General features: G+C 44.6%; 24 protein-coding genes. 13 read left to right on the forward strand and 11 right to left on the reverse strand.

All coding sequences use genetic code 11. The features are described from left to right. Positions 1 to 61: 61 nt before the first annotated feature. Together aguA and MSG34_RS02620 are read right to left on the reverse strand one after the other, a co-directional pair. Positions 62 to 1,153: an agmatine deiminase gene (aguA, locus tag MSG34_RS02615; RefSeq protein WP_248336199.1), complete on the reverse strand. Its 1,092-nt coding sequence runs from the start codon at positions 1,151 to 1,153 to the stop codon at positions 62 to 64. A gap of 16 nt (positions 1,154 to 1,169) precedes the next feature. Then, the gene (locus MSG34_RS02620; RefSeq protein ID WP_050620376.1) at positions 1,170 to 2,606 is read right to left on the reverse strand and encodes an APC family permease; all 1,437 of its coding nucleotides are present in this window, start codon (positions 2,604 to 2,606) and stop codon (positions 1,170 to 1,172) included. A gap of 396 nt (positions 2,607 to 3,002) precedes the next feature. Between MSG34_RS02620 and arcC the strand changes: the two genes are divergently transcribed. Next, positions 3,003 to 3,911 carry a carbamate kinase gene (gene arcC / locus MSG34_RS02625; RefSeq protein ID WP_050647705.1) on the forward strand — a complete coding sequence of 303 codons (909 nt, stop codon included), beginning with the start codon at positions 3,003 to 3,005 and terminating at the stop codon, positions 3,909 to 3,911. A gap of 124 nt (positions 3,912 to 4,035) precedes the next feature. Continuing rightward, complete coding sequence (locus tag MSG34_RS02630) at positions 4,036 to 4,662, forward strand: TetR/AcrR family transcriptional regulator (protein WP_050643423.1); 627 nt, start codon at positions 4,036 to 4,038, stop codon at positions 4,660 to 4,662. Between the two features lie 126 nt (positions 4,663 to 4,788). Here the strand turns inward: MSG34_RS02630 and MSG34_RS02635 are convergent, their stop codons facing one another. The 6 genes from MSG34_RS02635 to MSG34_RS02660 all read right to left on the reverse strand — a co-directional run bounded on the left by MSG34_RS02635 (position 4,789) and on the right by MSG34_RS02660 (position 12,199). Continuing rightward, positions 4,789 to 6,033, reverse strand: coding sequence for an NADH:flavin oxidoreductase/NADH oxidase family protein (locus MSG34_RS02635; protein WP_248336200.1), 1,245 nt, complete (start codon positions 6,031 to 6,033; stop codon positions 4,789 to 4,791). A gap of 176 nt (positions 6,034 to 6,209) precedes the next feature. Next, on the reverse strand, positions 6,210 to 7,658 hold the full coding sequence (locus tag MSG34_RS02640) for a DUF1254 domain-containing protein (RefSeq protein ID WP_248336201.1): 1,449 nt from the start codon (positions 7,656 to 7,658) through the stop codon (positions 6,210 to 6,212). 12 nt (positions 7,659 to 7,670) lie between these two features. After that, positions 7,671 to 8,348, reverse strand: coding sequence for a hypothetical protein (locus MSG34_RS02645; protein ID WP_248336202.1), 678 nt, complete (start codon positions 8,346 to 8,348; stop codon positions 7,671 to 7,673). A gap of 61 nt (positions 8,349 to 8,409) precedes the next feature. Then, on the reverse strand, positions 8,410 to 9,948 hold the full coding sequence (locus tag MSG34_RS02650; RefSeq protein ID WP_048669076.1) for a sulfatase-like hydrolase/transferase: 1,539 nt from the start codon (positions 9,946 to 9,948) through the stop codon (positions 8,410 to 8,412). A gap of 185 nt (positions 9,949 to 10,133) precedes the next feature. After that, positions 10,134 to 11,030 carry a LysR family transcriptional regulator gene (locus MSG34_RS02655; protein WP_248336203.1) on the reverse strand — a complete coding sequence of 299 codons (897 nt, stop codon included), beginning with the start codon at positions 11,028 to 11,030 and terminating at the stop codon, positions 10,134 to 10,136. Positions 11,031 to 11,047: 17 nt separating this feature from the next. Further along, complete coding sequence (locus MSG34_RS02660; protein ID WP_248336204.1) at positions 11,048 to 12,199, reverse strand: anaerobic sulfatase maturase; 1,152 nt, start codon at positions 12,197 to 12,199, stop codon at positions 11,048 to 11,050. A 242-nt stretch (positions 12,200 to 12,441) separates the two neighbouring features. Between MSG34_RS02660 and MSG34_RS02665 the strand changes: the two genes are divergently transcribed. From MSG34_RS02665 to nfsA, 3 genes are all read left to right on the forward strand, one after another. Continuing rightward, positions 12,442 to 13,842 carry a DUF1254 domain-containing protein gene (locus MSG34_RS02665; RefSeq protein ID WP_248336205.1) on the forward strand — a complete coding sequence of 467 codons (1,401 nt, stop codon included), beginning with the start codon at positions 12,442 to 12,444 and terminating at the stop codon, positions 13,840 to 13,842. A gap of 140 nt (positions 13,843 to 13,982) precedes the next feature. After that, positions 13,983 to 15,095 carry an outer membrane protein transport protein gene (locus MSG34_RS02670; protein WP_248336206.1) on the forward strand — a complete coding sequence of 371 codons (1,113 nt, stop codon included), beginning with the start codon at positions 13,983 to 13,985 and terminating at the stop codon, positions 15,093 to 15,095. Between the two features lie 244 nt (positions 15,096 to 15,339). Then, positions 15,340 to 16,062 (forward strand): oxygen-insensitive NADPH nitroreductase, encoded by a 723-nt coding sequence (nfsA, locus tag MSG34_RS02675; protein ID WP_012600115.1) that lies wholly within the window; start codon positions 15,340 to 15,342, stop codon positions 16,060 to 16,062. A 111-nt stretch (positions 16,063 to 16,173) separates the two neighbouring features. Here nfsA and MSG34_RS02680 read toward each other — a convergent pair whose 3' ends face one another. Together MSG34_RS02680 and MSG34_RS02685 are read right to left on the reverse strand one after the other, a co-directional pair. Continuing rightward, positions 16,174 to 17,706 carry a phospholipase D family protein gene (locus MSG34_RS02680; RefSeq protein WP_248336207.1) on the reverse strand — a complete coding sequence of 511 codons (1,533 nt, stop codon included), beginning with the start codon at positions 17,704 to 17,706 and terminating at the stop codon, positions 16,174 to 16,176. A 161-nt stretch (positions 17,707 to 17,867) separates the two neighbouring features. Continuing rightward, a complete protein-coding gene (locus tag MSG34_RS02685) occupies positions 17,868 to 18,431 on the reverse strand; it encodes a TetR/AcrR family transcriptional regulator (RefSeq protein ID WP_059017675.1) in 564 nt (187 codons plus the stop codon). Positions 18,432 to 18,524: 93 nt separating this feature from the next. On the opposite strand from MSG34_RS02685, the gene MSG34_RS02690 reads away from it, so the two are divergent. The 4 genes from MSG34_RS02690 (at position 18,525) to MSG34_RS02705 (ending at position 21,231) form a co-directional block, all read left to right on the forward strand. After that, on the forward strand, positions 18,525 to 19,058 hold the full coding sequence (locus MSG34_RS02690) for a dihydrofolate reductase family protein (RefSeq protein ID WP_162926785.1): 534 nt from the start codon (positions 18,525 to 18,527) through the stop codon (positions 19,056 to 19,058). Between the two features lie 162 nt (positions 19,059 to 19,220). Continuing rightward, on the forward strand, positions 19,221 to 20,012 hold the full coding sequence (locus MSG34_RS02695; RefSeq protein ID WP_012600111.1) for an oxalate:formate antiporter: 792 nt from the start codon (positions 19,221 to 19,223) through the stop codon (positions 20,010 to 20,012). A 223-nt stretch (positions 20,013 to 20,235) separates the two neighbouring features. Then, a complete protein-coding gene (locus tag MSG34_RS02700; RefSeq protein ID WP_102483343.1) occupies positions 20,236 to 20,733 on the forward strand; it encodes a hypothetical protein in 498 nt (165 codons plus the stop codon). A gap of 207 nt (positions 20,734 to 20,940) precedes the next feature. Continuing rightward, the gene (locus MSG34_RS02705) at positions 20,941 to 21,231 is read left to right on the forward strand and encodes a putative quinol monooxygenase (protein ID WP_017062386.1); all 291 of its coding nucleotides are present in this window, start codon (positions 20,941 to 20,943) and stop codon (positions 21,229 to 21,231) included. Between the two features lie 121 nt (positions 21,232 to 21,352). Here MSG34_RS02705 and MSG34_RS02710 read toward each other — a convergent pair whose 3' ends face one another. Continuing rightward, positions 21,353 to 22,234 carry a LysR family transcriptional regulator gene (locus tag MSG34_RS02710; protein ID WP_248336208.1) on the reverse strand — a complete coding sequence of 294 codons (882 nt, stop codon included), beginning with the start codon at positions 22,232 to 22,234 and terminating at the stop codon, positions 21,353 to 21,355. 246 nt (positions 22,235 to 22,480) lie between these two features. On the opposite strand from MSG34_RS02710, the gene MSG34_RS02715 reads away from it, so the two are divergent. The 4 genes from MSG34_RS02715 to MSG34_RS02730 all read left to right on the forward strand — a co-directional run bounded on the left by MSG34_RS02715 (position 22,481) and on the right by MSG34_RS02730 (position 26,290). Further along, on the forward strand, positions 22,481 to 23,671 hold the full coding sequence (locus MSG34_RS02715; protein ID WP_248336209.1) for an MFS transporter: 1,191 nt from the start codon (positions 22,481 to 22,483) through the stop codon (positions 23,669 to 23,671). Positions 23,672 to 24,062: 391 nt separating this feature from the next. Beyond that, positions 24,063 to 24,821, forward strand: a complete 759-nt coding sequence (locus MSG34_RS02720; protein ID WP_048609916.1) for a helix-turn-helix transcriptional regulator — start codon at positions 24,063 to 24,065, stop codon at positions 24,819 to 24,821. 33 nt (positions 24,822 to 24,854) lie between these two features. Beyond that, complete coding sequence (locus tag MSG34_RS02725; RefSeq protein ID WP_061037889.1) at positions 24,855 to 25,499, forward strand: response regulator transcription factor; 645 nt, start codon at positions 24,855 to 24,857, stop codon at positions 25,497 to 25,499. 122 nt (positions 25,500 to 25,621) lie between these two features. Then, positions 25,622 to 26,290: a hypothetical protein gene (locus tag MSG34_RS02730; RefSeq protein WP_248336210.1), complete on the forward strand. Its 669-nt coding sequence runs from the start codon at positions 25,622 to 25,624 to the stop codon at positions 26,288 to 26,290. Positions 26,291 to 26,300 lie beyond the last annotated feature (10 nt).

Genomic DNA, 26,300 nt, shown 5'->3' on the forward strand with positions numbered 1-26,300 from the left:
TAAATTTTGGTATTAACGACTGTTCTCAGTCTTTAGTTGTTATTAGGTTTTATCGTTGTAACTAAACTCTTGGCACTTGTTGGGTGATGCAGTGGATATTGCCGCCACCTAACAAAATTTCTCGAGCCGGAACGCCGTTCACTTCGTAGCCTGGATAAATGCCTTCCAAGATCCCGATAACATCGTTGTCGTAGCGCTTGTCCAAAAGCGGCAACACAATTTGGTTATTGGTAATCAGATAATTGGCATACGATGCCGCTAAACGCTCGCCCGCTTCTCGCTCCATTCCGTCTGCGATATCGATACCTGCCGCTTCTTCCTCGGTCATGAATAGAGGGCCTGGCATTGGCAGCTTATGTACTTTTATCTGACGGCCTTTGGCATCGGTCTGGCTGGTGATGTAGTCATAGGCTTCTTTGCTGATCTCATATTGAGGATCATTCTTGTCATCGCACCACGTTAAAACGACTTCACCCGGTTTCACGACGTGAAGGATGTTATCGACGTGACCATTAGTTTCATCGTTGTATAAACCACGAGGTAGCCAAATTACCTTCTCAACGCTGAGGTGTTCGCAAAGTACTTCCGTCAGCTCTTCTTTGCTCATATCTGGGTTTCGGCTTTCGTGTAACAAGCATTCTTCTGTTGTGTAGAGCGTGCCTTCGCCATCAACGTGAATTGAGCCGCCTTCTAGTACGATTGGAGCGCGGTATCGAGAGTCACGAATGGTTTCACACATCTTTTGAGCGACTTGGTTGTCGCGGTTCCACGGTGAATACAATCCATCCACAAACCCGCCCCATGCATTGAATTCCCAATCCACTCCTCGGCGTTCACCGCTGTCATCAACAACATAAGTCGCACCGATGTCGCGCATCCAAGAGTCATCAGTCGAGATTTCCAATACTCGAATATCCTCTGGTAAACGAAATACTGCGTTATCGTACTGGTCTGAACTCGCGAGCATGGTGACTGGTGTCGTATGGCTGATCTTGGTAGCAACGTCTGCAAACACCGCTTGTGCTGGTTTTGCACCATTGCGCCAGTTGTCGGTGCGCTCTGGCCAAGCCATCCAAATCTCGCTGTGTGGCTCGTGTTCCCCTGGCATTCTAAAGCCATCATGTTTTGGAGTAGTCTCAATCAATTTTTTCATCGTTATGTCCCCTAAATTATGCTTGAGCTTCTTTTTTATCTTGCGTATCGGCTGTGTCGTTATCGTCCGAACCTTGCTGCTTCTTGCGCTTTAGAGCGCCTAGAAGAATCCATTCACCAGCAAGGATGGTGGCAATCACGCCAATCAAAACAGGTCCTGTGTATCCCCAATCAGCAACGGTTAGATCAAGAGCCTCGGGGAAGATAAATAAAATCACGGCTTGAAGGATGACGAAGAAACAAACAATGGACATCACCCACTGAGCCGCCATACCACCAGGTACTTTGAATGGGCGTTCACGTTTACCATCAACCACACGAAGCTTTAGGTATGCAGGGAACATGAACAGATAAGGCAGTAAGAAAATGCAGCTAGAGAAGGCAAATATCGACCAGAACAGATCATCATTACCTTGGGCAAACAGCGCGTAAGACAGGATGACGACCGTTGATACAGTGCCTGTGATGTTGTTTGCACCAACTGGAGAACCTTTCTCTGATACTTTCGCGACAGGCGCTGGAAGTTCACCTTCTTGAGCGGCTTCAGCTGCTGCTCGGCTCGCACCCATTGTCCAGCTCACCATGTTGCCGATAAGCGTTAGCAGAGCGAAAGTACCGAAGATGTACACCATGGCTGTACCAAACACGCCAGCACCGAAGAGTGTTTTGAATGTATCGATAAGACCAGACACTAAGCCAATGCTTTCAACAGGAAGCGCCATCAAGATGCCTACCGTACCGAAGATGTATAAGAAAGCGGTGATACCGATAGAAAGGAAGACGGCCTTAGGCATGTCGCGAACATCTTTCATTTCTTTAGTCATGGTCGCAACCAGTTCAAAACCCATTAGGTTGAACACAATCGCTGGCAAGAAAGAGACCGCTGAATCCAATGAAGGCATCATAGCTGGCAACGTAAATTCGTTGGCAACGCCGTTTTTCATTGCATAGATAAAGCCGCCCACACCCAATGTGCTGATCACGACAATTTTCAATATTGCACCAATATTCGTGACCCAAACACCGATGTCGGCAGACACATTACAGATCCAAACCGTTAACCACGTCAGTAATATACAGATGGCGATTTGTCCCCATAAAGACAGACCTGGCATAAAGAGTTCGGCAAACATCCCTGCAAACATGATGTATACCGCAGGCATCCACAAACCAACGTTAATCCAGTAAAACCACGTTGTTCTCACTGCCCATTTAAAATTGAAAGCTTGTTTTACCCAATCGTATATCCCACCTTCACCAGGGTAGGTGGTACTCAATTCCGAAGTAATTAAGCCATATGGAATGACAAAGAAGACCAGCATTAACACCCACCAACCAATGGCACTGACACCAATACTGGCTGACGCGGTTAATGTGTCGACCACCAACACTGCACATAGTGTAAAGAGTGCAATTCCCGTAACCCCCATTTTTCCTTGCGTTTCGTTACTCATCTCTTAGCTCCTTAATCTCTAATTCGGGATTAATTAAACGGCAAAGCGATGAAGTGAACTGGGATGAAAATTGAATATCGGTTTTACACAAACGAGTTCGGAGCAAAAACAAAATAAACCCAACAAATATTAGATTTATAATGCTAAAAGTCGGAATATTTGATTTTGGTCAATAACCATTCGATTAATAAATACATTTTCTATTTCAAAACCAAGATCACATATCTAGTTAATCTAGAGATAATTAAGGCTTTCTGTGACATATAGGCGACTAAAAACATCAAATATTAATCACAAATCGAATTGTGATTTTTATCCCCACGACTCCGACAATATTTAAATACAATTCAAACCAACTTATTTGCCAAGAGCAAAATATTATTTGGAGAATTAAACATGTCGAAGCCTATTATTGTTGTTGCTGTCGGTGGGAACGCTTTACTACAACGTGGTGAAGTGATGAGTTGTGAAAACCAAAAAAAGAGCATCGCGCAAACCGCCAGCTCTTTGGCTGAACTCAGTAAAGACTACCGTTTAGTGGTTGTGCACGGAAATGGCCCTCAAGTAGGGCTACTGTCATTACAGAACAATGCTTACAAAGATTGTCCTCCTTACCCATTTGATGTCCTTGGAGCTGAGACTCAGGGAATGATTGGATACCTTATTCAACAAGGGTTGAACGCTGCGATTCAAGACCGCTTTACTACGACAATTCTGACTCGCATTGTGATTGACGAGAACGACCCTGCGATCGCCGACCCAACCAAGTTTATTGGCCCTGTCTATACAGAAGAACAAGCTAAACAACTCGCAGAAGCCAACCAATGGATTGTGAAACCTGACGGCGCACACTGGCGTCGTGTGGTTCCATCTCCTTCGCCAAAAGAAGTGCTAGAGATAAAAGCCATCAAAGACTTGTTAGAGAAAGAGCACCTAATTATTTGTGGCGGTGGTGGCGGTGCTCCAGTCGTCGAAAAAGATGGCGCCTATGTGGGTTTCGAAGCAGTAATCGACAAAGACATGACTGCTGCTCTTATCGCAGAAGAAATCGGCGCAGAACATTTACTGATCCTCACTGACGGCTCTCATGTTTGTTTAGATTGGGGAACTCCAAAGGAAGAGAAGCTTGAAAACGTATCTGTCGCACAAATGAAGAAATACACATTCCCAGCTGGTTCTATGGGGCCGAAGGTAGATGCATGCTGTCTTTTTGTTGAAAAAACAAAACAACACGGACACATTGGTGATCTATCTAGCGCACTAGAGATCATAGAAGGTAAAACGGGGACACATATTAACGCCTAACATTGGGTTATAATGTTTTATATAAATAAAGGGTAATAAAGTCTAAGTTTTGATATTTCAATTGGAACTTTGCTTGAAAACCCTTTATGTTTTTTGTGTTCCAAATAACAGTGAGGATCATTAGATGCGCAAAGTAACCACCGAAGAAAAGTTAATTCGAATTCATGATGCTGTTGTGCAACTAATGGAACGCCGCGAAGCTACTGATATTTCAATGTATGATGTTGCTAAAGAGTGTGGAATGGCAACATCCACGGTTTATCATCACTACCCAAATATAGAGAACTTATTCCATAATCTATTAGATGACGTTTTTATTGATTTCGACTCTCTGTTAGGTAAGTGTATAGATGCCGAGCATGTTAATCATTGGACTGACATCAACCGCATGATTGAAACAGCGTATGTTAATTATTACAACGATCACCCTATTGCCAAAAAGCTTATATTAGGTCGTCATACGTTCACGGAGTTAGGTCATGCAGACACCGAGAATGACTTAATCCTTGGTAAAGAAGTAGAAACGATTTATCGACAGTTTTTTGATGTTCCTCAGTTACCACAATCCATCAATGTCTTCGCTATCTCACTGCAAGTCGCAGATAAAATATACTCGTTATCTTATCGCCAACATGGTTGCATCACACCAGAACTTGCCAATGAAGCTATCCGACTGACTGAGTCTTACCTTCAGCTGTATATTCCTCATATCTGTCAAAGAACAGAACCCAACATGCTGCATACGCATTAAGTGAAGCTGTAATCCCGATAACGTCTTGCCTTTCTATTTTCGCTTGATGACCTGACTAAACTCGCTGACCAAACAAAAAAGCAGAACTTCAATTCCTCAAAGTTCTGCTTTAAAGTTCATTACTGTTTACGCTCTGCGCTTTTTGAAGGCGTACCAGCCAGCGCTGAGAATTGTTTTTACCACCACACCTAATGCGCTTAGTTTAGGGTCGGCATTCTTGCCAGAGGCGATGCGCCACATCTGATGTTCATACCAAACCAGCCCGATCATCGCTACCTTGTCTAAAGCGGGTTTTCCTGTGGTTGGCACCGTTAGTGGCATGCCGTGGCTAGGGTCTTCAATTAACTTGTTAGGAAAATCAGGATCAACCGCCATTGTGCGCGCAATACCAATAAAATCGGTCGCCGAGGTGTTTAATGCTTCATTCATAGCTTGCGCGGTTCGAAAACCACCCGTGACCACCAGCGGAGTGCTGACGAGTTTTCTCGCCTTCACCATGTAATCCATAAAATACGCTTCACGCTTTACCGTGCTGGCCTTGATTGGTTCAGCTTTGCTCTTCGACCCCATCATGGATGGGCTTTCATAGGTGCCGCCGGAGATCTCAATCAGGTCGATACCGTTATCACTCAATGTTTGTACAACCTGCATCGACTCTTCTTCAGTGAAGCCACCTTTCATGAAGTCGGCGCTGTTGAGCTTAATCCCGACAGGGAAATCGTCACCGACCTCTTTTCGAATCGCACGATAAACCTCAAGCACAAAACGAAGTCTGTTTTCGAGTGAGCCACCCCATTTGTCTTGGCGTTGATTGTGTCTTGAAGACAAAAACTGACTCACGAGATAACCATGAGCACCGTGGATCTGCACACCGGTAAAACCCGCTTGTTTTGAAAGCTTTGCACTCAGCGCGAATTTATCAATGATTGCGATTATTTCCGTCTCAGTCAGAGCTCGTGGCGTATTAAATCCTTTTTCTAATCCGCGCTCTAAAGAGATAACTGAAGGGGCAACCGGGCTATCACACAAGAATTTAGGAATTTGCTTACCTGGGTGATTCAGTTGCATCCATATCTGCGAACCATTCTGTGTTCCGGCACTCGCCCACTCACGAAATACGGTTAAGTCACTGTGCTCATCTAACACAACGTTTTTAGGTTCACCAAGCGCGCCTCTATCGACCATCACGTTACCCGTTATGGATAGACCAATTCCTCCTTGAGCCCAACGCTGATAGAGCGTGACTAAACCTCGCTTAGGGTTATGGTGTTTATCACCTAGCTGTTCACTCATTGCCGATTTGAACAGGCGATTTTTGATCACTTGGCCATTAGGAAGAGAAAAAGGGTCGTTGAGGCAAATTGGATTCATGCGCGTGGTTACTTTCTTTGGTTTATATATTGCGTCCAGTATGCCCTATTTTATCCGACAGTTCTGAGCATTTAACGCCTATTTCGAAGCAAGTTTCGCTCAATAAAAAATGCCAGCGGCATAGCAACTGGCATTAATCGATTATAAACGAAACCTTAAACAGGTGACTTAAATCATCACTTTACCGTGGATTTTTTGACCTTGGTAAATGGTGTCGATTTCCATTTATCTGTTCTCACCTCTTCACCGGGCGTGTACATACGTAACACTGAATACCATTGATGATCGGGGATAGGTAAGAAGTTAGGATCATCTTCATGCCCTTTTACATCGCTACTCATGTAAATGGTGTAGCTGCCATCAGCATTAGGCGTTAGCGTTCTGTCTCCACGGGAATGACGGTTTAAGTCGTTTTTTTCCATCAATCGAGTTTCACCACTGTAGGCCGTGTATGACCAAAAACCACCCTCTTCTAGCGGCGGCGCATCGAAGGTCACCGTGTAATCATACTTACTACCGTCGAGCGCACCACCTTCACTATCAAAGAAGTCACCGCTGTACATAGTGTGTTTTGCAGGCAGCCCCCATTGGCCCATTAAGGTGCCGTAGGCGTGCTGAAAGCTTGGAACCTTGGTCATTTCATCGCGAGTGCCTAACACGTCACGTGAATCATCAAAGCCCGCATTAATGATTCGTTCCAGTCCGTCTTTTTGACCAGACTCGATCATACTAAGCTGCTCTGCCGTAAATGGATGATTGGCTTTGCCTAATTCAACATCTCCTAAGCCAATGTACTCAAACAGTTCAAGCAGCTTTTGGTCATGTGCCTTCATAGTTCCTTCAGACAGAATGAAATTGGTTCGCTCGACCCAATTAGAGTCTTCAGGATCTGGATACTCGCGTACGACGGGATCTGGCCCTTTCTGACCTAAATATTCCGACAACGTCCTAATATTCCATTGATCCATTAACTTTTGAGCAGTTGCAGAATCGTCACCGCCAAGGTCCATGATTCGACCCATCATCTTGACCAGCGGATGCTCGACATAGATCACTTGGTCGACACTCGCAGGCACTTCACCTTTCCACCCTTCAACTGCATACATGAAACTGCCGCCTTTTGTGCCTCGCTGTGGAGAACCAAAAGCCGAGTCAGTAAAGTGCTGCATATTCATGGTATGGAACAACCAGTATCGATTGTCATCATGGTCTGGAATCGTAATGATGACCGGCTCTGCCGCTAGGTCCATCCAACCCATCAAGTGTAACGTGTCATTGTTAATCGTCGGATGCGCAGTGTAAGTGTCGTCAGCAAGTATTCGAATATTTTGGAATCGATTCAAAGGGTAGTCTTGCTCAACGACGGTTTTGTAAAAGTATTTGTAGGCTTCATCTATCGAGTACGCGTACTCGTAGGCAAGTTGTGCCAATAACTGATTATCCTTTTTGAGCGACGCTAAACTCGCCATCTCAACGGGTAGAGTTTCCGTTTTTATCCCAATTGCTGTTTTTGTTGCCACAGCTGCGCTGGTCGCGTCCACGGATTGGCTCGCAAGTACCGGAGACGGAAGTGCAGCCATGAAAGCACAAGCCAGTGCTGCCGCAAGTATGTTTTTTTTCATCATTTAATGTCCTAACTAAAAACGAGTACGGAAGGTGATCCAAGTGTTGTTGTCAGTATCACCACTAAAAATGATGATGTTGTCACTATCTACCTTGTAGCCCAGCTGCATTTCAGCAGAGAAATCTCGAGTGTTCTCACCATCCAATCCGTAGGTGTATTGGGGGGCGAGTAGAAGATAAAATTGGTCAGCAAAATCGTACTTTAGATAGTTGATACTGCTGATGATTTGCGTGTCCTCAAACTTATTACTCTCCTCCCACATTTGTCCGTACGTTATGGCGCTATAGAGTTTAAATTTGTCGCTTAACTCGAATGCTTGCATCACACCAATAGAGGCGTAGTTCGATGTTAGATCGTCGTTGGAGAAGTCGTGTCCAGCATCAACAAACAAGCCGGTGCCCGTTTTCTTATTGGGTGTGAAGAATCGTGCTCGATAGTTTTCAAAGTTGTCTTTGCCTTCCAGCTTACCCAACACACCCCAATCGCCACGATTCACGCCAAATTGGAAGGTAGCGCCAAGCCCTTTATTGCCCGCAATTAGTTCACCTCCCGTATAAACGGCCATTGGATCAGCCATGTCACTGGCAGGTTCTTCTTGAGCGGAAACACAAAATGCAAAGGGGATAAGCGCAAAGATAGAGAGTGTAAAAGTGGAAAAGGTGCCCGTGAGCAGACGTAACGGTTTCTTCATATTATTGTCCGATAGTAAGGTGCGCTTGTTACAGCACACCTTGTATTAGTCGTATTTGGCGTTAGTCAGCAACCACTGATTTGTCTGCCATACCAATACCACCGGCTTTCTGTCTTGGTGGAAACGCTTTGAGTGACTTCTGATATTCCGCCGCTGATTTTTGCAGCTTTGGTAATACCCAAGACTTCTCTTTCATCCATAAGAACCAACCACGAGTATCAGGGCTACGCTCGTAAGGATCAGCCTTGATGTTGATGAGCATTCCTAGTGGCCACTCTTCAGGAGGCGCAATCCACTCCGTTTTGGTTTTTAGGTGCACTTTCCAATCATCCACTCGGAACGCATTCAAATCTTGCTCGTTGTAGAAGAAGAACTCATGACGTTGACTCGGCTCGCCTTTGGTCAACATATCCAGCTGGTTATAACCATCCAAGTGAACTTGGTAACGCTCGCCGTTTAACTCTTTTCCATCAAGCAGCTCTTGCTTAATGTCGCCTTCACCCACTGCAGCCATAATGGTTGGCACCCAGTCTTCAGAAGTCATGAAGCCATCGGTGTATTCACCTTGAGGGATTTTATCTGGCCAGCTGACCAGCATAGGCACACGGAAACCGCCATCCCATGTCGTGCCTTTTTGTCCTCTGAATGAGGCAGAGCCTGAATCAGGCCAGTGATCTAGGTTTACGCCATTGTCAGATGTGAAGAGAATGATGGTGTTGTCGATTTCGCCCAAGTCTTCAAGCTTATCGAGCAACACACCGATCTGGTCATCCAGTTCGATCAAGCCATCGTAGTAAGTGTTGATTTGGCTCGCACCTTGGTACTCCGGGCGCACGTGCGTTTTTTGGTGCATACGAGTCGGGTTGTACCACATGAAGTAAGGCTGTTCGTCTTTCTCTGCTTCATGTCTATCAAGCCAATTCGTAGCAAACTCCAAAAATTCGCCATCAACGGTTTGCATGCGTTTAGCGCCTAAAGGACCTTTATCTTCAATCGTTTGCTTTCCAACCACACCAAATCTTGGGTCTTCTTGCATGTCCACACTCTCGGTAGCGACAGTGTGAAGAACATTACGAGGGCGACCTCTGAAGTTAGGATCTGTTGGGAATTCCGGCTGTTCAGGCATCTCCATAACATTAAGGTGGTAAAGGAAACCGAAGAATTCATCAAAGCCGTGCACCGTTGGCAGGTGACTATTGTTATCGCCTAAGTGACTTTTACCGACATGCACGGTCGCATAGCCTTTGTCTTTCAACATTTCGGCTAGGGTTGGATCTTCTTTTTGAAGGCCAAGTGAAGAGCCCGGCTGACCGACAGACGTTAAGCCTGTTCGGAAAGGATATTGACCCGTGATAAAGGCAGATCGCCCCGCAGTAGAGCTGCCTTGTGCGTAGTAATCGCTGACCATCATGCCGCGTTCGGCAATTCGATCAATGTTCGGCGTATCCACCGCGCCTAAACCGCGGTGGTAGGCTGACAGATCTGTTGGGCTCACATCATCGAGCATGATGGCAACCACATTGGGTTGGCTCGCTGCATGTACGTTGACGCTCGCCAGTACCGAGAGCGCCAGAGCGGATTTAACAAAAGACTTATACATTTATAACCCTCATTCACTATGAGTAAATCGCTGAAGTCACAACGAAAATTGTGCATGTCTCAGCGAACCATTGTTGAGGTAAATGGTATAAGAAAGACGCCAAAAATGGCTTGATAGCCACTATTACGATTCTTAATAGTGGCTGTTAGAAAGGGGAGTTATTTAAAGGGAATAGTAGCGTGATACTAGGATTGAATAATCGACGTAATTTCTTTTTGCAGCCAATCCGTGAACGGGTTATTGCGGTTAGCTTGATGAGTAAACAGTGCCAACTCTCGACGATAGGTGTCTTTCAACAGTTCCGGCGGTAAATCGATACAACGATAAGAGTGATCAAGCAAATAGCGGCATTTCGACGATGTCACATAGATGAAGTCGCTGTCTTTAACGACTTCTAGCATCAAATTCATATTGTTACTTCTGAGCCCGATGTGTTTATCTAAGTCGTATTTTTTGATCAACATTTCCGTCTTGGACGGCTGAATGTAACCAGGGATCATATTGATACAGAGTGGGTATTTCAGAATTTCCTCAAGGGAGTTGCCTTGAATTGGGTGGTCAGCTCTTAGCACCAACATGAACTTATCAAAGCCAACTGGGCGTTCAGTCAGGGTTTTATTGACGTCCATAGGAAGATAGCTCACTCCCCAACACATTCGGTTGGTCTCTAGGGACTGCACACCGTTATCTAACCAAGGTGAGCATTGGAACGTCACTTGCGGCGCTTCTTTGGTCAGCTTTTTGATTAGTGGCACACCCACTGGGGTCAACAGCGGGGAAGGCAACATGATTTGAACCTCCCCTCTTAAATCTTCCAACCCCCACTCATCATTGGGTATGTAAAGGTTATCTAGCTGTTCTAATAGCAGGGGCAAGGTTTCTATAAGCTTCAAGCATTTTGGAGTGGGTTCAAGCCTTGCTTTATCTCGAACAAACAGCTCATCATCAAATTGTTCTCTGAGCTTACGAAGCATGACACTGATCGTCGGCTGACTTACGTTCAAAGCTTTGGCTGCACTCACCGTTTGACGAGTTTCATTAAGCACCAAAATGAGCCGCAGTAAGTTTAAGTCTTTGGTCATGCCCTACTCCAAATGATTTAGAAAAGTGGAAAGTACGCTGGCGAATACCCTTTTTTCATCGCTTCTACCATAGGCAGTAATTTGGGTAATGCGTGACGAAAAAACATCTCATACCCTTGGCACAAATGATTCATCGGACTGCCATCTTCGGTTGTTGCTATTCTGTTTTTAGGACAACCACCTTGGCAGAGTTCAACAAAATCACAACGTCGACAAGTGTTGTTTAGCTCTTCATATTTGTTGGTGCCAAACGCGATTTGTTCTGGTGAGCTCGCCATGGCTGCAAGCTTATCACTGTTCATGGTGCCCAGTTGATGATCTTGATACCCATAATGGTCACAACTGTAAACATTGCCGTCATGCTCAACCATTAATTGCTGTCCACAAGTCGCGCTGTGATGGCACATTTGGCTTTGGTAACCCATCAACACCATTAAACAGTTTTCAAAAAACTGGATATACACTTTACCGACATCATTGGCGCTCCATGCATCAAACAAGTCACAAAGAAATTGCCCCCATTGCTCCCCCGTTAACGACCAGTCGTGCCCTGTTCGCCTGTCCAACTCATGATCGATACAAGGCTGAAACTGCATGTAACCACTGCCATTTTCAACCAAAAATTGATAGATCGTTTTACCGTGTTTGTAGGTTTTATTGTTCACGACCGTTAACGTATTAAAATCAACATTGTGCTTCTTTAGATAAGACATCCCACGCATTGTGCGCTCAAAAGACGACTCGCCATTTTTGTCGATCCGAGCGATGTCATTCAGAATATTGGGCCCATCGATACTGATGCCCATCATGAAATTGTGTTTAGCAAAAAAACTCGCCCAACGATCGTTAATCATGGTTCCATTGGTCTGCATCGTATTCACGACGAGCTTGGTTGTCGCTTTGCTTGCCTGCGTTTTCATCGCAGCTTCATAGAAATCGAGCCCTCTTAACATAGGCTCGCCACCATGCCAGATAAAGTCCACTTGCTGATCTTTCATTGGCTGCGCGTCGATATGAGCACCGACAATTTGCTCCATCATGTCCAAAGACATTGAAGACCTCTTATCGACATCTTGTCTATTGAGATAATAGCAGTAGCTACAATCCAGATTGCACTGAGCTCCTTCTGCTTTAATGAATAAGCTAAAAGGATAAGTAGATGTGTTCATATCGATTCCCGTACTTTTTTGCCAACATATCAACCGAAAATCAATCAAACAATAGCGCCTAAAGCACCCTACCCGCACACGTCGTAGAGTCGCTTCGCCACACTAAATCAATGTTAATTAAAACAAGCACTTGAAGGCTAAAAAGAGACTATTAACATCCTTAATATCGGCTATTACACTCCTTAATCTCACTTGCTCATATGATAAATGCCGAATTCTGTTCCTACGATCTAAGGTGTTCCATGAGAAAGCTACTCTATAAGAAAAGTGTACTGACCAGTTTAGTGTGTTCTTTGTCCAGTATTATCGCGATGCCATCCCTTGCCCAACAATCTATTAATCCTGAAGAAGAGCTCGCTTACAATCTCGGTGTTCAAGCATTTATCTATGGTACAGGCCCATTAACCGTGGCAGCGGTTAGGCAAACGACCACATCTGTTGACGCGCCAATGGACAACGCCATGGCACCATTGAATGAAATGGGTAAAACACGCGTTCTATCCGGACCTCAGGATAGAATTGTACCTACCGTGAACAACGATACGCTCTACTCACAAGCTCACTACGATCTAGATTTATCAGGTCCAATGGTGATTGATATTCCTCGCACCGATAACCGTTACTACATTGTTCAGTTATTGGATGCTTACTCAGATTCGATTGAAGATCTGCACGTGAAGAATGTCGGCGACCAAGGTTCAAAAGTGCTTTTGGTCAACAAAGGATGGGCTGGCGAAGTGCCAGAGGGGATTGATCGTGTCGTAGAGTCTCGCACTCCTATGGTTTGGTTAATTCAACGAACGGGCGTATTTGGCGAGCAAGATCTCAATGACGCATTGGTTACTCACGATAAATTCCTCAGCTACCCACTTGATCAGCTTGGCGCAGAGCATGACATCGTAGAACTTAAAGCTTCGACAGGTCGCATCCCACCCATGGCGAGGCCTGAAGGGTTAGAGTGGTATTTATTGATTGACCGCGAGCTACGTAAAAACCCGATTCCAGAAGATGCTGCCATCGTTGATCAATTCCAGCAAATTGGTATTGGAGGATCGACCCCCTTTAACCCTGAAGCGCTAACCTCAGCACAGAAAAAAGGGCTAATGCGCGCGATTGAGTCTTCACAGCAGATCATTCAATACGCTGGTCGAAGCATCGGCGATGTCAATAATGGCTGGTCGATGATGTACGAGGGAGGCCGTTACGGGAATGATTACCTGAGCCGAGCGAGCATCAATATGCGTGCGGCTGGTTTGAATGTGCCAGAGCGAGCACTCTACCCAAATCGATACACGGACTCGAATGGCGAGCAGCTGTCGGGAGACAATCAATATCGAATGACCATGCCTGCCGATGCACCCGCTGACGCCTTTTGGTCTTTGACCATGTACGACGCTAAAAACCTGTTCATGGTTGAGAACTTCATTCAACGCTACTCCATTTCAACCAATCGTAAAGATGAGCTGAAATACGCAGAAGACGGCACCTTGCCAATATGCATTCAATACGTAAAACCGTCCGATCCAACGTGTAACTGGCTACCCGCGCCTCAAGATGACTTCTATCTTCACATGCGCCTGTATGAGCCAACTCAAGCCGTTCTCGACAATGAATATCCACTGCCACAAGTTGAAAAGCTCTAGCCCCAACTTGGTCAATTAAGTAGGTCAAGTCGATTGCCACGGCGTTCTTAATGTTCGCTCGTGGCAATTCGTTCTATCCCTAAATACATGACTCAAACTGCTAGAAACATAGCTCATACACTGAAAATGAGGTTCTATTCTTGAAAACACCTTTCATCACACTGTCTCTGTTAGTAACAGGGATAGTCAGCTCTCTCGCGCACGCGGGTGGATTAAACCTATCTCAGATTGCGACAACCAAAAGCGTTGGCACAGCCGGCGCAGGAAACGTAACCGCGAACGATGCATCCGCCGTGATCACCAATGCTGCGGGGTTATCGGCTATTGAAGAAAGCGCTTGGATTCTCGGCGTTCAATACCTCGATGTTGAAACCACTTTTGTCCGTGACGATAACTCGGCTTCGACCACAGGAAGCAGCGCCGATGTTCTCCCTCATTTGTCTTACGCATCAAGGCTCAATGATCAATGGGTCGTTGGCGCAGCATTGCACGCAGCTGGCGGCACTGGCGTTGAATACTCACACGGCGTTGGCGCGCACCCTGCTTTATTGATCAAAGAAAATAGCATTTCGGCACTCAACTTAACGTCGTCATTGTCGTATCAAGTTAGTGAACAACTGTCTCTTGGTGGTTCTTTGATATTGCAGCACGCAGCTCTTGAAACTCAAGCTTTGAACGGTCGAGAACTCCAAGGAGATAGCCTCGACCTAGGATTCGGCCTGAGTCTCAATCACCACATCAGTGACAACACACAATTGGGTGTCAGTTATCAGGGCCAATTTGATCACGACCTTTCCCTTGATAACGCCAACGCTTTTGGCATTAGCTCTGAACTAACATGGGTTCGAAGCTTAAACTTAGGGTTGAAGCATTCATTAAATGAAGACTTAAACCTTCTACTCAGCTCCAACATGGAGACTTGGCAAGATTATGATGACAAATACTCAACCACCTATTCTCTTGGGGTTGGTGTGGAATACGCATACGAGGATTGGTTGCTGTACAGCGGAGTGAGCGGTGACACGAGCCCTGTAAGCAGTCAAAACAGAGATGTGTTACTCCCGCTCGATAAACAGTGGCGTATCGGATTCGGCGCTGAGAAGAAGATATCCAACGACTTACATCTAGGATTGAGCTACCAATACCAAGATTTAGGCCATGGTGAAATTAATGCTGACTCAGGACTATTTCAGCCTTCTGGCAGCTATTCGACCAACAGAGTTCACTTCATCACTTTGTCTCTTCGCCATTAAAGCGAACTCTTGAGCGTTATTCGCTTCTAGCTTCTAGCTTCTAGCTTCTAGCTTCTAGCTTCTAGCTTCTAGCTTCTAGCTTCTAGCAAGAAACCGTACAAAAAAGGATTGGCTGTGACAGCAATCCTTTTAAATTCATGAATATCATTCTGCCAACCAGAAAGGCTCGAACACCCTTTACGCTCATGGTAATTGTCGTTATTGTGATTCTCTACGTCATCATCACAAGGACTGTCTGAGAGTTATGAACAGCACGATTGAAACTATTCTGGGGCACCGCTCCATTCGTCAATATACAAATCAACCGATTGAAAAAGCACAACTTGATGTGATTATTCAAGCTGGTCTCGCGGCTTCGTCATCGAGCTTACTGCAGGCTGTTTCTATCGTGAGAGTGACAGACAAAGAGAAGCGCAAACTGTTAGCTGAATACGCAGGCAACCAAGCTTACGTTGAGAATGCGGCTGAGTTTTTGGTGTTCTGTATCGACTATCAACGCCACGCTCAAATTAACCCTGAAGTGAAAACCGACTTTACTGAACTGACCCTGATTGGCGCTGTCGATTCTGGCATCATGGCGCAAAACTGCATGCTGGCTGCTGAGTCTCTAGGTTTGGGTGGCGTGTATATTGGTGGGCTGCGTAACAGCGCACAACAAGTCGATGAACTGTTAGAACTGCCACAGCACACCGCCGTGTTGTTCGGAATGTGCTTAGGTCACCCGGCACAACAACCAGAGGTTAAGCCTCGCCTCCCTGCTCATGTGGTGATGCACGAAAACCAATACCAACCGCTGAGCCTAGATGAAATTGCCAGCTACGATGATTCAATGCAGAGCTACTACGCAAGCCGTTCAAGCAACCAAAAGCAGAGCAGTTGGTCACAACAGATCACTCAAAAGCTGTCTGGCGAATCTCGCCCACATATCCTGCCTTACTTGAACAGCAAGCAGCTGACCAAGCGTTAAGCCGTTAAGCCGTTAAGCCGTTAAGCGATTAGAGCTAGCAGCAAACAGCAGTACAAACAAAAATGTCAGCGTACAATACGCTGACATTTTTATTTATCCGAGGCGGCTAGCTTACAGATATTTCTCAATCGGTAACAACTGTAGGAAACCTGATTGCATTCGTTCCCATTGACCAGTGTCAGGTTCGCTGTCCCAACGTTGATCGCCTGAATACCAATACACATCACCGTCTTCCAGTTCCAAGCGCCAGCTATTATCTTCACTCATCGCTTGCTCAATGGTGTCAGCTAACGTTTCAGCAATCTCTTTGTTCTCGATGATCAAAACCGATTCAGTATTGAGATAGGTAGAGCGCAAGTTGAAGTTAAATGAGCCGATGCTCGCGATGCTGCGGTCGAATACGACTGATTTAGCGTGCAAGCCATAGGCCGTCTCAGGTGCACATTTAGACACGTCTTGAGTCGATGCTTCACACAGCTTAGATTCTGGTTTTAGCTCAAACAGGTCGATGCCATGCTCCAACATGTCGTAACGTCTGCCCGCATAAGCGGAGTGATTAGTCACCAGATCATTAGAGGCCATAGAGTTCGTTAGCGCTTTTATCTCAACGCCCTTATTGTTCAATACCTGCCACTCTTCAAGCTGACCATCATCGAATACAAGGTAAGCCGATTCCAACAAGATCTCTTGTTTCGATTCGCTCGCCAGTTTCCCTAGAAGAATCGCGGTCGCTTTCGGTTCATCAGTATTATCGGAGTCATCAGGAACGGGTTGATCGTAAACAAAGCGCGCATTCACCCATGTCATCTCACCAATCACCTCTTTCAGTAAGCTATCAGCAGCCTCACGGTCTAATGGTAATTCAGGGTAATTTTGATAATGCGGCACGACAATATTATCTATCTTCGAGAGATCAGGTTGTTCGTCATCCCCCAGCATATCGACAGGGTAAGACCAACGGCTGTTCCAGTATTCAACAAAACTGGTTTGGATGGTGTTAACTACCGAGCCCATGACTAATACATCGCGGTCTCGGAAATTGATTTCATCAGAAAGGTCAAAGTATTCATCACCAATATTACGGCCGCCCACCACAGACAAAGTGCCATCGACGGTAAACGATTTATTGTGCATACGGCGATTTAAGCGAGAAAAGTCACCGACAAAGCTCAGCCATTTACTGAAGCCACGGCGTGTTGGTGTTGGATTGAAGATACGAATCTCGACGTTCGGGTGCGCATCCAGTGCCGACAGCAAACCTTCACGTTCGTTGAGGTTGATATCATCCAGCATTACACGAACCTTCACACCGCGCTCGGCCGCGGCTAACAAACGACTGGCTAAGTAACTGCCCGATTCGTCAGAGTTCCAGATGTAGTATTGAATGTCGATGGTGTGCTCGGCACTTTCGACCAGCGCTAATCGCTGTGCCAAGGCATCCCAACCAGACTCTTGCAGACGAACCGCAGTGGTGCCTTGCTCTAAAGCTTCAGGCTGAAATTCATTGGTTAGAACCGATAAAGTGCTAGGTGCAGGAGAGGTTGGCGGTTCTGTCGGGTGATCGATGCCTTCAGGAAGTGAAGAACACCCACCTAAAACGGCGATTAAGATTAGCGTTAAACTGATGCGTTGGAGCACAGGCATGTATCTGACTTCCTTTTCACTATGACGTCTTTAGAAACTTTCCGTACAGCTTTTCAATGAACAAGCTATTCCGATCTATTCATTGATTATTACTGCTAAATCCTGAAATTTATAGGTAATTATCCAGTATAAATTTAGAGGTCGTTAAATTGGCCTACAGATCACTTAAGTTGAGTGAGCGCCAAACAGTATAAACTCAGCGGCTTTTCGACCATTTCAATAGTGAGCTCTGTTCGGTCTGGGTTACAGTTCAACGCCAAAGCGTAGCCGTGTAAATAATCCACCAACAAGTCCAACGCATTTTTGGTTTGCTCTTTGGTTAACGCTAACGGGCTCAACACCGCTGTAAAACGTTCACTAAATACCTCCATCGGCCCGAGGGATTTCATGGTCAATAAGGTCTCTAACAAGCCTCGATATTCGTTGAGCATCGACAAGTAACTCACACTGAGCCGATATAGGTTATCTCGCCAGTCTTGATTCAGCTCTGGCTGTGCCACTTCTTCAATCAAAGAAACCGTGATTGCCTCAAGCAGATCGTTTTTGTTTTTGAAGTAATGGTATATGGCCATCGCATCGACCCCGAGTTCCGTCGCGAGCCCTCGAACACTTGGCACTTTGCCTCTCTCTCGCATCATGCTTTTAGCAATAGTGAGAATTCTCTCGGCGCAGAGTTGGCTTGCCCCACTCTTTGGTCGACCTCGTTTCTGATCCTTGACAGTCATACCGTCACCTCTTAAACTTTATTTCTACACTGTAGAATATTTTAATTTATTACCGTGTAGATGCCAAGTTTCTCATCGATATCGGAGTTAAAAATGTCAAATATTGTATTCATCGCAACCAGCCTTGACGGTTACATTGCAGACAAGCAAGGTGGCTTAGATTGGCTGCAAGCGATTCCAAATCCAGACGGTGACGACATGGGTTACAACGCTCATACCGATCGTATCGATGCACTGGTCATGGGACGTAATACAATGGACATGGTGTTGAGCTTTGGCATTGATTGGCCTTACAGCAAGCCAGTCTATGTACTGAGCAACACTTTAAGTGAAGTACCTCAAGACCTTGAAGGTAAAGTATTTCTGATGAAGGGCGAGCTTAAAAAGATTGTCGCGGATTTGAATAACAAAGGCCTAAAGAACTTGTATATTGATGGCGGCATCACCATTCAAAACTTCATGAAAGAAGACCTGATTGATGAGCTGATCATCTCGACCATTCCAGTCTTACTTGGTGGTGGGTCTCCGTTATTTGGTGACTTAGTATCTCCCGTCGATTTTACATTGAAAGACGTCACGACGTACCTTGATGAGATAGTGCAAACTCATTACTTACGTAAGCGTTAGAAAGCCTTAGCTACACAGTCAGATAATAGCTTCTAATGTTCTCTAAACTTATTCGGCTTATATTCTATTGACAATATAAGCCGACGTTGACATTCTATAATGCTGCGTTGATTTTACCGCACTAACTGTAATGCAGTTCTAACTTTTTAAGATAGGTAAAATATGAACTTCCCAAGTACTCTTCCAGCACCTCACAAAGCACTTCTTATCAAAGTGATTGATGTCCTGTCTCAAGACCCTCGAATCTGTGGTATTGCCGCAAGTGGTTCTTTTGGTTCTGATTCTATGGATAAATACAGCGACTTAGATTTTGTTATCGCGGTAAACCCAGCCGACTACAACAGCGTGATGCAAGAACGATTCGGCATCCTTGACCAGATCGGTGGTAAAGTCGCCGCCTTCACGGGCGAACACGTAGGTGAACCACGTTTAATTGTGTCGATATTCGGTCCTGAGCCAGTGCACGTCGATTTCAAATTCGTCTCTCTGCCAGACGCAGCAGCACGAGTCGATAACAACCACGTGTTGTGGGAGCGAGACAGCTTATTAACCGACGTATTCTGTACAGCAGAACCAGATTACCCTCAGCCAAACCCGCAATGGATTGAAGACCGTTTCTGGATCTGGACTCACTACGCTGCAACAAAAATTGCTCGTGGCGAATACTTTGAGACCATTGAATTCTTATCATTCCTGCGTCAAAACGTATTGTCTCCACTGGCACTAAAGCAGGCGGGTTTAACGCCCTCTGGCGTGAGAAAAATTGAAGCACGCTTGCCAGAATTTGCACAAGAACTCGCTAAAACCGTTTCAATGCCAGAACGTGATGCGTTGATTCCCGCTTTAAACCAAGCGGTAAAGCTCTACCTAGAATTAAGAAGCAACGAGCAAGTATCTGTAGATGAACATGCTCAGTCGTTTTGCCTTCAATACGTACAAGACGAATTGAGCTAACGCGACTAAAAATGCAGCAATCAGTCTGGCTCAATTGCTAATACACCTTAAACGCCGAAAGTATGAAAGCTATCGGCGTTTTCATTTTTGCGCATCAAAAGCTCCCTCTCACTGGCTTTCAAATCCTTCTTATTCATCTCTCTGCACTAACGCCTTTCCTATCAAAAGCCGACCTAAAGTAGTACCCTTTATCGTCTCTCATTCTTGATGGTAGCTGGATATTATGAAGCTTTTGGTCGATCGCACTGGTGAACAGTTTTTAGAAATTCTGCAAGAATCTGGAGACACGCTGACGGTTCAATTCATTACCAATGAAGGCAGTAGAAAGGGCAAGCCATTCCAAGATAACCTGAGTGGATTGTTCCTCACAGGGTGGAAGCCGCGCACCACTTCAACCGCCATCGGATTAGAACGCTTTAAGCAAGGCAAACTTGAAGATCCCAAAGTGAGTTTCGCATTGCACCAACTCTATCCACTGGGTCGAGACGTAAAATTACCTTCCGGTGATATCGCAACTATCGCGAGTTACGCCAATACCCATGCCGACGGCTACTATATGTTTGTGCGCCTCAACGATGAATTAACCCGACTCAAGATTACACCCGATTGGGAACTGCAACCTTCCGCTCAAAGATTGGCTCTGCCTTATTATCCAGCCCCAAGAACTAAAGAAGAGCTCGACAACATTGACGATTTTGATGCGTGGGCTGGCGGTTTTTAAATACTCTTTACCTACGCCTAGTAGCACATAATCTCCAGATTATTATCAATTAATTTTTGACAATAATTCAAATATAGCGCTGTTTATCGTTTCAAATATTCCTACTATTATTTGTCCATCGACACAGACTGCAGCTCAATGAACAAAGAGTGGCGCTGTAAACACAGACAAATCACCATTTCGGTGAAAAATAATATAGGTACGAACATGACTCAACTAACTATCGTCGCAAACATCGTCGCTAACGAAGACAAAATTGAATTGGTTAAAGCAGAGCTGCTAAAGCTGATTGATATTACTCGCGCTGAAGAAGGCTGCATCAACTACGACCTTCACCAAGACAATGAAAACCCAGCACATTTCACTTTCTACGAAAACTGGACGTCTCGTGAACTTTGGCAAACACACATGGGTAATACTCACCTTGCTGAATACATGGCAGCAACCGAAGGTAGTGTTACGTCATTTACACTTAACGAGATGACTAAGATCGCTTAAGTACAGTTTCAGTAGTCTGTTACTAGAAAGCACACTGACAAGCTATCGAGTTCGATTTGAAAGCCCCGCTGCGCGTCAGCGGGGCTTTTTTATTTAAGCGGGTATCGTCAGTCTGCCTTAGTTAGAGCTTCAAACGGGGCTGAATAAAATCGATAAACGCCGAGATACGTTTAGAGACCGATGACGACTTGTAGTAAACCGCATTCACTCGCTCTCGATCTGTGTTGGTAAGTTTGTCTTGTTCCAGAATAGGGATTAGTCGCCCTGCTGCCATATCCTCCTGCACCATAAACCCCGATAAACAAGCAATCCCATTTCCAGCTAAGACTAGTTGACGCACGGTTTCACCATTACTGGCTGTCACAGTAGGCGCTACATAACTTTGGTTTGGTAAAGGCCAATGGTTAAGCACTTTGTTCCCTGCAAAACCCACAATTTGATGTGAACTCAAATCTTCAGGTTTGGTGGGTAACCCACGCTTAGCGAGATAATCAGGTGACGCCACAATATGGAGTAAACTTTTTCCTAACGGGCGAGCGTGCAATGTTGAATCGGACAACTTACCGATTCGAATCGCAACATCGGTTCTCTTTTCGAGAAGATCAACGAAGCCTTCGTTGGAAGTGAGTTCCAACTCAATGTCTGGGTAAGCCTCTTTGAATGACTGCACCAACGGCACTAGCTGATGGAATACGAATGGACTGGCGGCATCGACTCTTAAACGACCTTTTGGCAACTCACCGCGCGACACGATTTCTTCTTCCGCGCTCTGGATCATTTGTAATCCCACCCTGACTGAATCGACAAACTGCCGCCCTTCCTCCGTCAATTCCACGCGTCTCGTTGTTCGGTTGAATATTGAGACGCCGAGTTGCGACTCAACCTTACTCACCGAACGAGATACCTTGGCGACCTGCACATCCAGCGCCTCTGCCGCCGCAGAAAAACCACTAGCATCGACAACGGTGAGTACCATTTCTAAATCATCTGAACGGGTTAACATAAGGCTCCTTCGCTATCTTCATTTTGTTTAATGTCATTTCGCTTGTGCTCATCAGCTTAATCCAATGATCGGTTACTCCTTCAATTATTGCAAATTTAACAAAGGTTATTTGTTAATTAGGTCATTTATCACAAATATATATTGCTAGATAATCCTCGCCATCAAACGAAGCGCTCCTATTGCAGTCACAAGCTGCCCCATTTTATCGCGCTCGGTATTTAACAAAGAACAGTAAGAGAGATGATTATGCCACTAGCATTACTTGCATTGACGCTCAGCGCCTTTGCCATCGGAACCACAGAATTTGTCATCGTAGGCTTGATTCCTACCATGGCGAGCGACTTGAATGTATCTCTGCCATCGGCGGGCCTATTAGTCAGTTTATACGCGCTTGGCGTTGCTATTGGCGCACCAGTATTAACGGCATTAACCGGCAAATGGAATCGTAAATCGGTGTTGCTGACCGTGATGGCATTGTTTGTCATTGGTAACTTATTGGCGTGGCAAGCTCCAGGCTATAACACGCTGATCGCCGCACGAATTTTGACTGGCCTTGCCCATGGTGTGTTCTTCTCGATTGGGTCGACCATCGCGACAGGTTTGGTTTCAAAAGATAAAGCAGCCAGTGCCATTGCGATCATGTTTACGGGCTTAACGGTTGCATTGGTGACAGGCGTACCACTGGGCACTTACATCGGCCAAACCTTTGGCTGGCAAGCAACCTTCTTGATCGTTGCCTTGCTTGGTCTTATTGCTCTTATCGGTAGCGCTATCTTGGTTCCAAGCAACCTTAAGCAACCACCAGCGGCGAAGATTTCGGCACAACTAAAGGTTCTAACTCAACCACGCTTGCTGTTGGTTTACGCTATCACAGCACTAGGTTATGGCGGTACATTCACAGCGTTTACGTTCCTTGCTCCGATACTGGAAAACGTATCAGGATTTGATTCGAGCTCTATCAGTCTCATCATGTTGGTTTACGGTGTGTCAGTGGCGGTAGGTAACATCTGGGGCGGAAAAATGGCCGACAAGATGGGCCCGATTAAAGCACTGACCGTTATCTTCTCTGGTTTAGCCGCGGTACTGGTAGTATTCAACTTTACCGCAGTAAACCCTTACGCAGCTGTTGCTACCATTTTGGTTTGGGGTGCATTCGCATTCGGTAACGTTCCGGGGCTACAAGTGTATGTTGTGAAACTGGCTGAGAAATACACACCAGACGCAGTCGATGTCGCTTCTGGGTTGAACATTGCAGCCTTCAACGTCGGTATCGCATTAGGCTCATGGGGCGGTGGTTTGATTGTCGCGAAATCTGGATTAATGAACACCCCTTGGGTAGGTGCTGTGATCGTTTTGATCGCTCTTGTTCTGACTCGATTCAGTGGTGCGTTAGACAAGATAGGTCAACAAGTGGGCTCTCCTATCCAAAACATCTAGTTGGTCACTCAATAAATAAAATGGCGAATAGACTATCTATTCGCCATTTTTCTTTATTGAAAATCACCTTGCTGATAAGTTCACCACTAATACCTGATATAAGCGAATCAACATTGCTTCAGAAATAATTAGTATGGATACTATCAAATGTATTTTTTTAATATCAATTAGTTATTTAATTTTCTTTTTAATAACTTACTCATTAACTTTGATTTAGATCAATACTAATTAATTAACAATAATACCTTGCGAAATCAAAGCCATATTATTTAGTTTTCACCCAATTGGGTGATGATAAAGACATCAATAGGTGACTAATATCTATATAAGATAGTGGAAAACATACGACAATATGAAAATATCCGCTTGATGCAAGCTTAAGGAATGAGAGATGCAGATATCAGAAAACACAATTCCATTAGATCATGGTTTTAATAAATCCCCTTCTGAATTAGAAGAGGAAATTAAAGATGGGCTCATAGAAATTGGGATTGAACATGCCACTTTAGTTATCATGTCAAAAAACAAAAAACCTGTTTTCAAGTATATAAAAAGTGTTAATGATAGAATCTCTATTTCAAAGCGAGTCACAGAGAAGCTTGACTCTTACCTATCTTTACTCTCAATGGATAAGAAAGGTCAATTATTCCATAGCCAAGACACCATAATTGAAAATCGAATCTTTGATCATCAAGAGCTGTCGATCATTACCCATGCTCTAAATCACTATTCAATCACTGATGAACTCTCTTACAATTATGAGATAGTCATTGTTCTCCACAGCATAAATGCACTGAATCCAGAAGAATTCCGCCAACTTGAGCTCATCTGTGACATCACTATCGCTTGGGCAAATTCTTGGATAGCTCACCATACAATGTTGTTGCATTGGAACCGCTACGCCGAACCTACAACCACAATCCTGCCCCCGATTCTTACAAAATCGGAGCTTGTTGTTTTAGAACTAATAATCAAAGGGTTAACTGGTTCAGAAGTCGCGCAAATACGCAATGTATCCAAAGAAACAGTCAGAACCCAAATCAAAAGCATTCTTCACAAAACTCAATGTAAAAATCAAAATCAGCTGATATCACGCTTTGGACAAGGCCAGTGGTTGATGAATAAATCAGCGCGCTTAGTTTACACATAATTCCGTCGAAAAACGCAACAAGGTAGGGTACTTATGTCACACCACCTTCCATCTCCATATATATGTTTAATTACTAGAGATGTAGTTTTATCTAGGGTTATACAAGACATTTTGAAATTTGCATTCCCATTGAGTCAGTTTCAAGCTCTTGAATCCTTTTCTGAACTTAATGTTAGCTATAGAGGCATCGTCATTTACGATAGGCAAACCATCCCCATGCCAAACAAATGTGGTTTATCTATCGTAAATAGGAAGGACAAATGGATTGCGATCAACATTACTAGTTCAAGTTGTTATGACTATTTACAGCTTGGATTCTTTGGTCAAATTGAAACCAATCACTTTGAATTTCTGCCTAAAGCCATTAAGTCTATTCAAGATGGTGAATTATGGTTCCCACGTCATGTGATGGAAAGTTTCATTATTGATCTATGCATTAATGACACACAAAAAACACCAATATCTATAACAGAAAAAGTTACGAGTAAATTTTCTTTGACGAAAAAAGAAAGGCGCGTTTTTGAGTTAATGTTACAAGGATTTTCGAACATTCAAATAGCAAGAGACACTAATGTGAGCATAAATACTGTAAAGACTCACGCTTACAATGTGATGTCTAAGTTAGATGTTCACTCACGGTACGAATTATTTGCAAAAGCACATGAATTAACTGTTTAAAATTAGCACTCTTTTCATACTTGTTTATTAAATATATCACCCACCTTTGCGAGGCACATATCTTAACGGCAAATTATTATCTAGTTGTTGTCGGTAATAACACAGGTAATGAGGGAATAATTATGAAAAAGTTAATGATAGCAGTAGCAGTAGCAGGTGTGATGTTTAGCGTAAATAGCTTTGCACATGGTGGTTCTGGCGGAGCTAAATTAGAGGCAAATGTCGTCCAGTTTGGTGGAGCAACTAACACCCTACTCAGCAATGCAAGTAACACTGATGGAGCACACATTCGCATGGAAGGCACGATTCCACAACGTTGTGTACTCAACTTAAAGTCAGCACAAGCCGGAGAGTTTGTGAATGGCGATATCCACCTAACTGACATGTTGGCAGAAAGCAAAAATTTGGTCTCAGGGTTAACAGCTAGTAAGCCAATTGCAAAGCTTCGCGCGTGGTGTAACTACGGAAAATCAATGGAAGTCGATATGACTGCCACACCTTTCAAAATGACTCGTTTTGGCATGGCCATTGGTAAAGAACGTATCGATTACACGCTACAAGCAAATCAAACTGACATTTTCGATACAAGCGAAGCAAGTGATGGTTTGTTTGGTAATACGACAGGTAACTTCCAAGTTAAATGGAGTGGCGAACACCAACAAGCAAGAATTGCAGAAGTTCCTCTTAGTATTACTACAGAGGGTGCAGCTTTAGCAAGAGCCGGTAATTACCGCTCTACAGTGTATGTGAAACTCCAAGCGAAAACTTGTCATCACATGTGTGGCTTTTAGCTCATAAATC

Origin of the sequence: Vibrio sp. 1CM2L (genome assembly GCF_023161695.1) — a bacterium.
Lineage (GTDB): Bacteria > Pseudomonadota > Gammaproteobacteria > Enterobacterales > Vibrionaceae > Vibrio > Vibrio coralliirubri.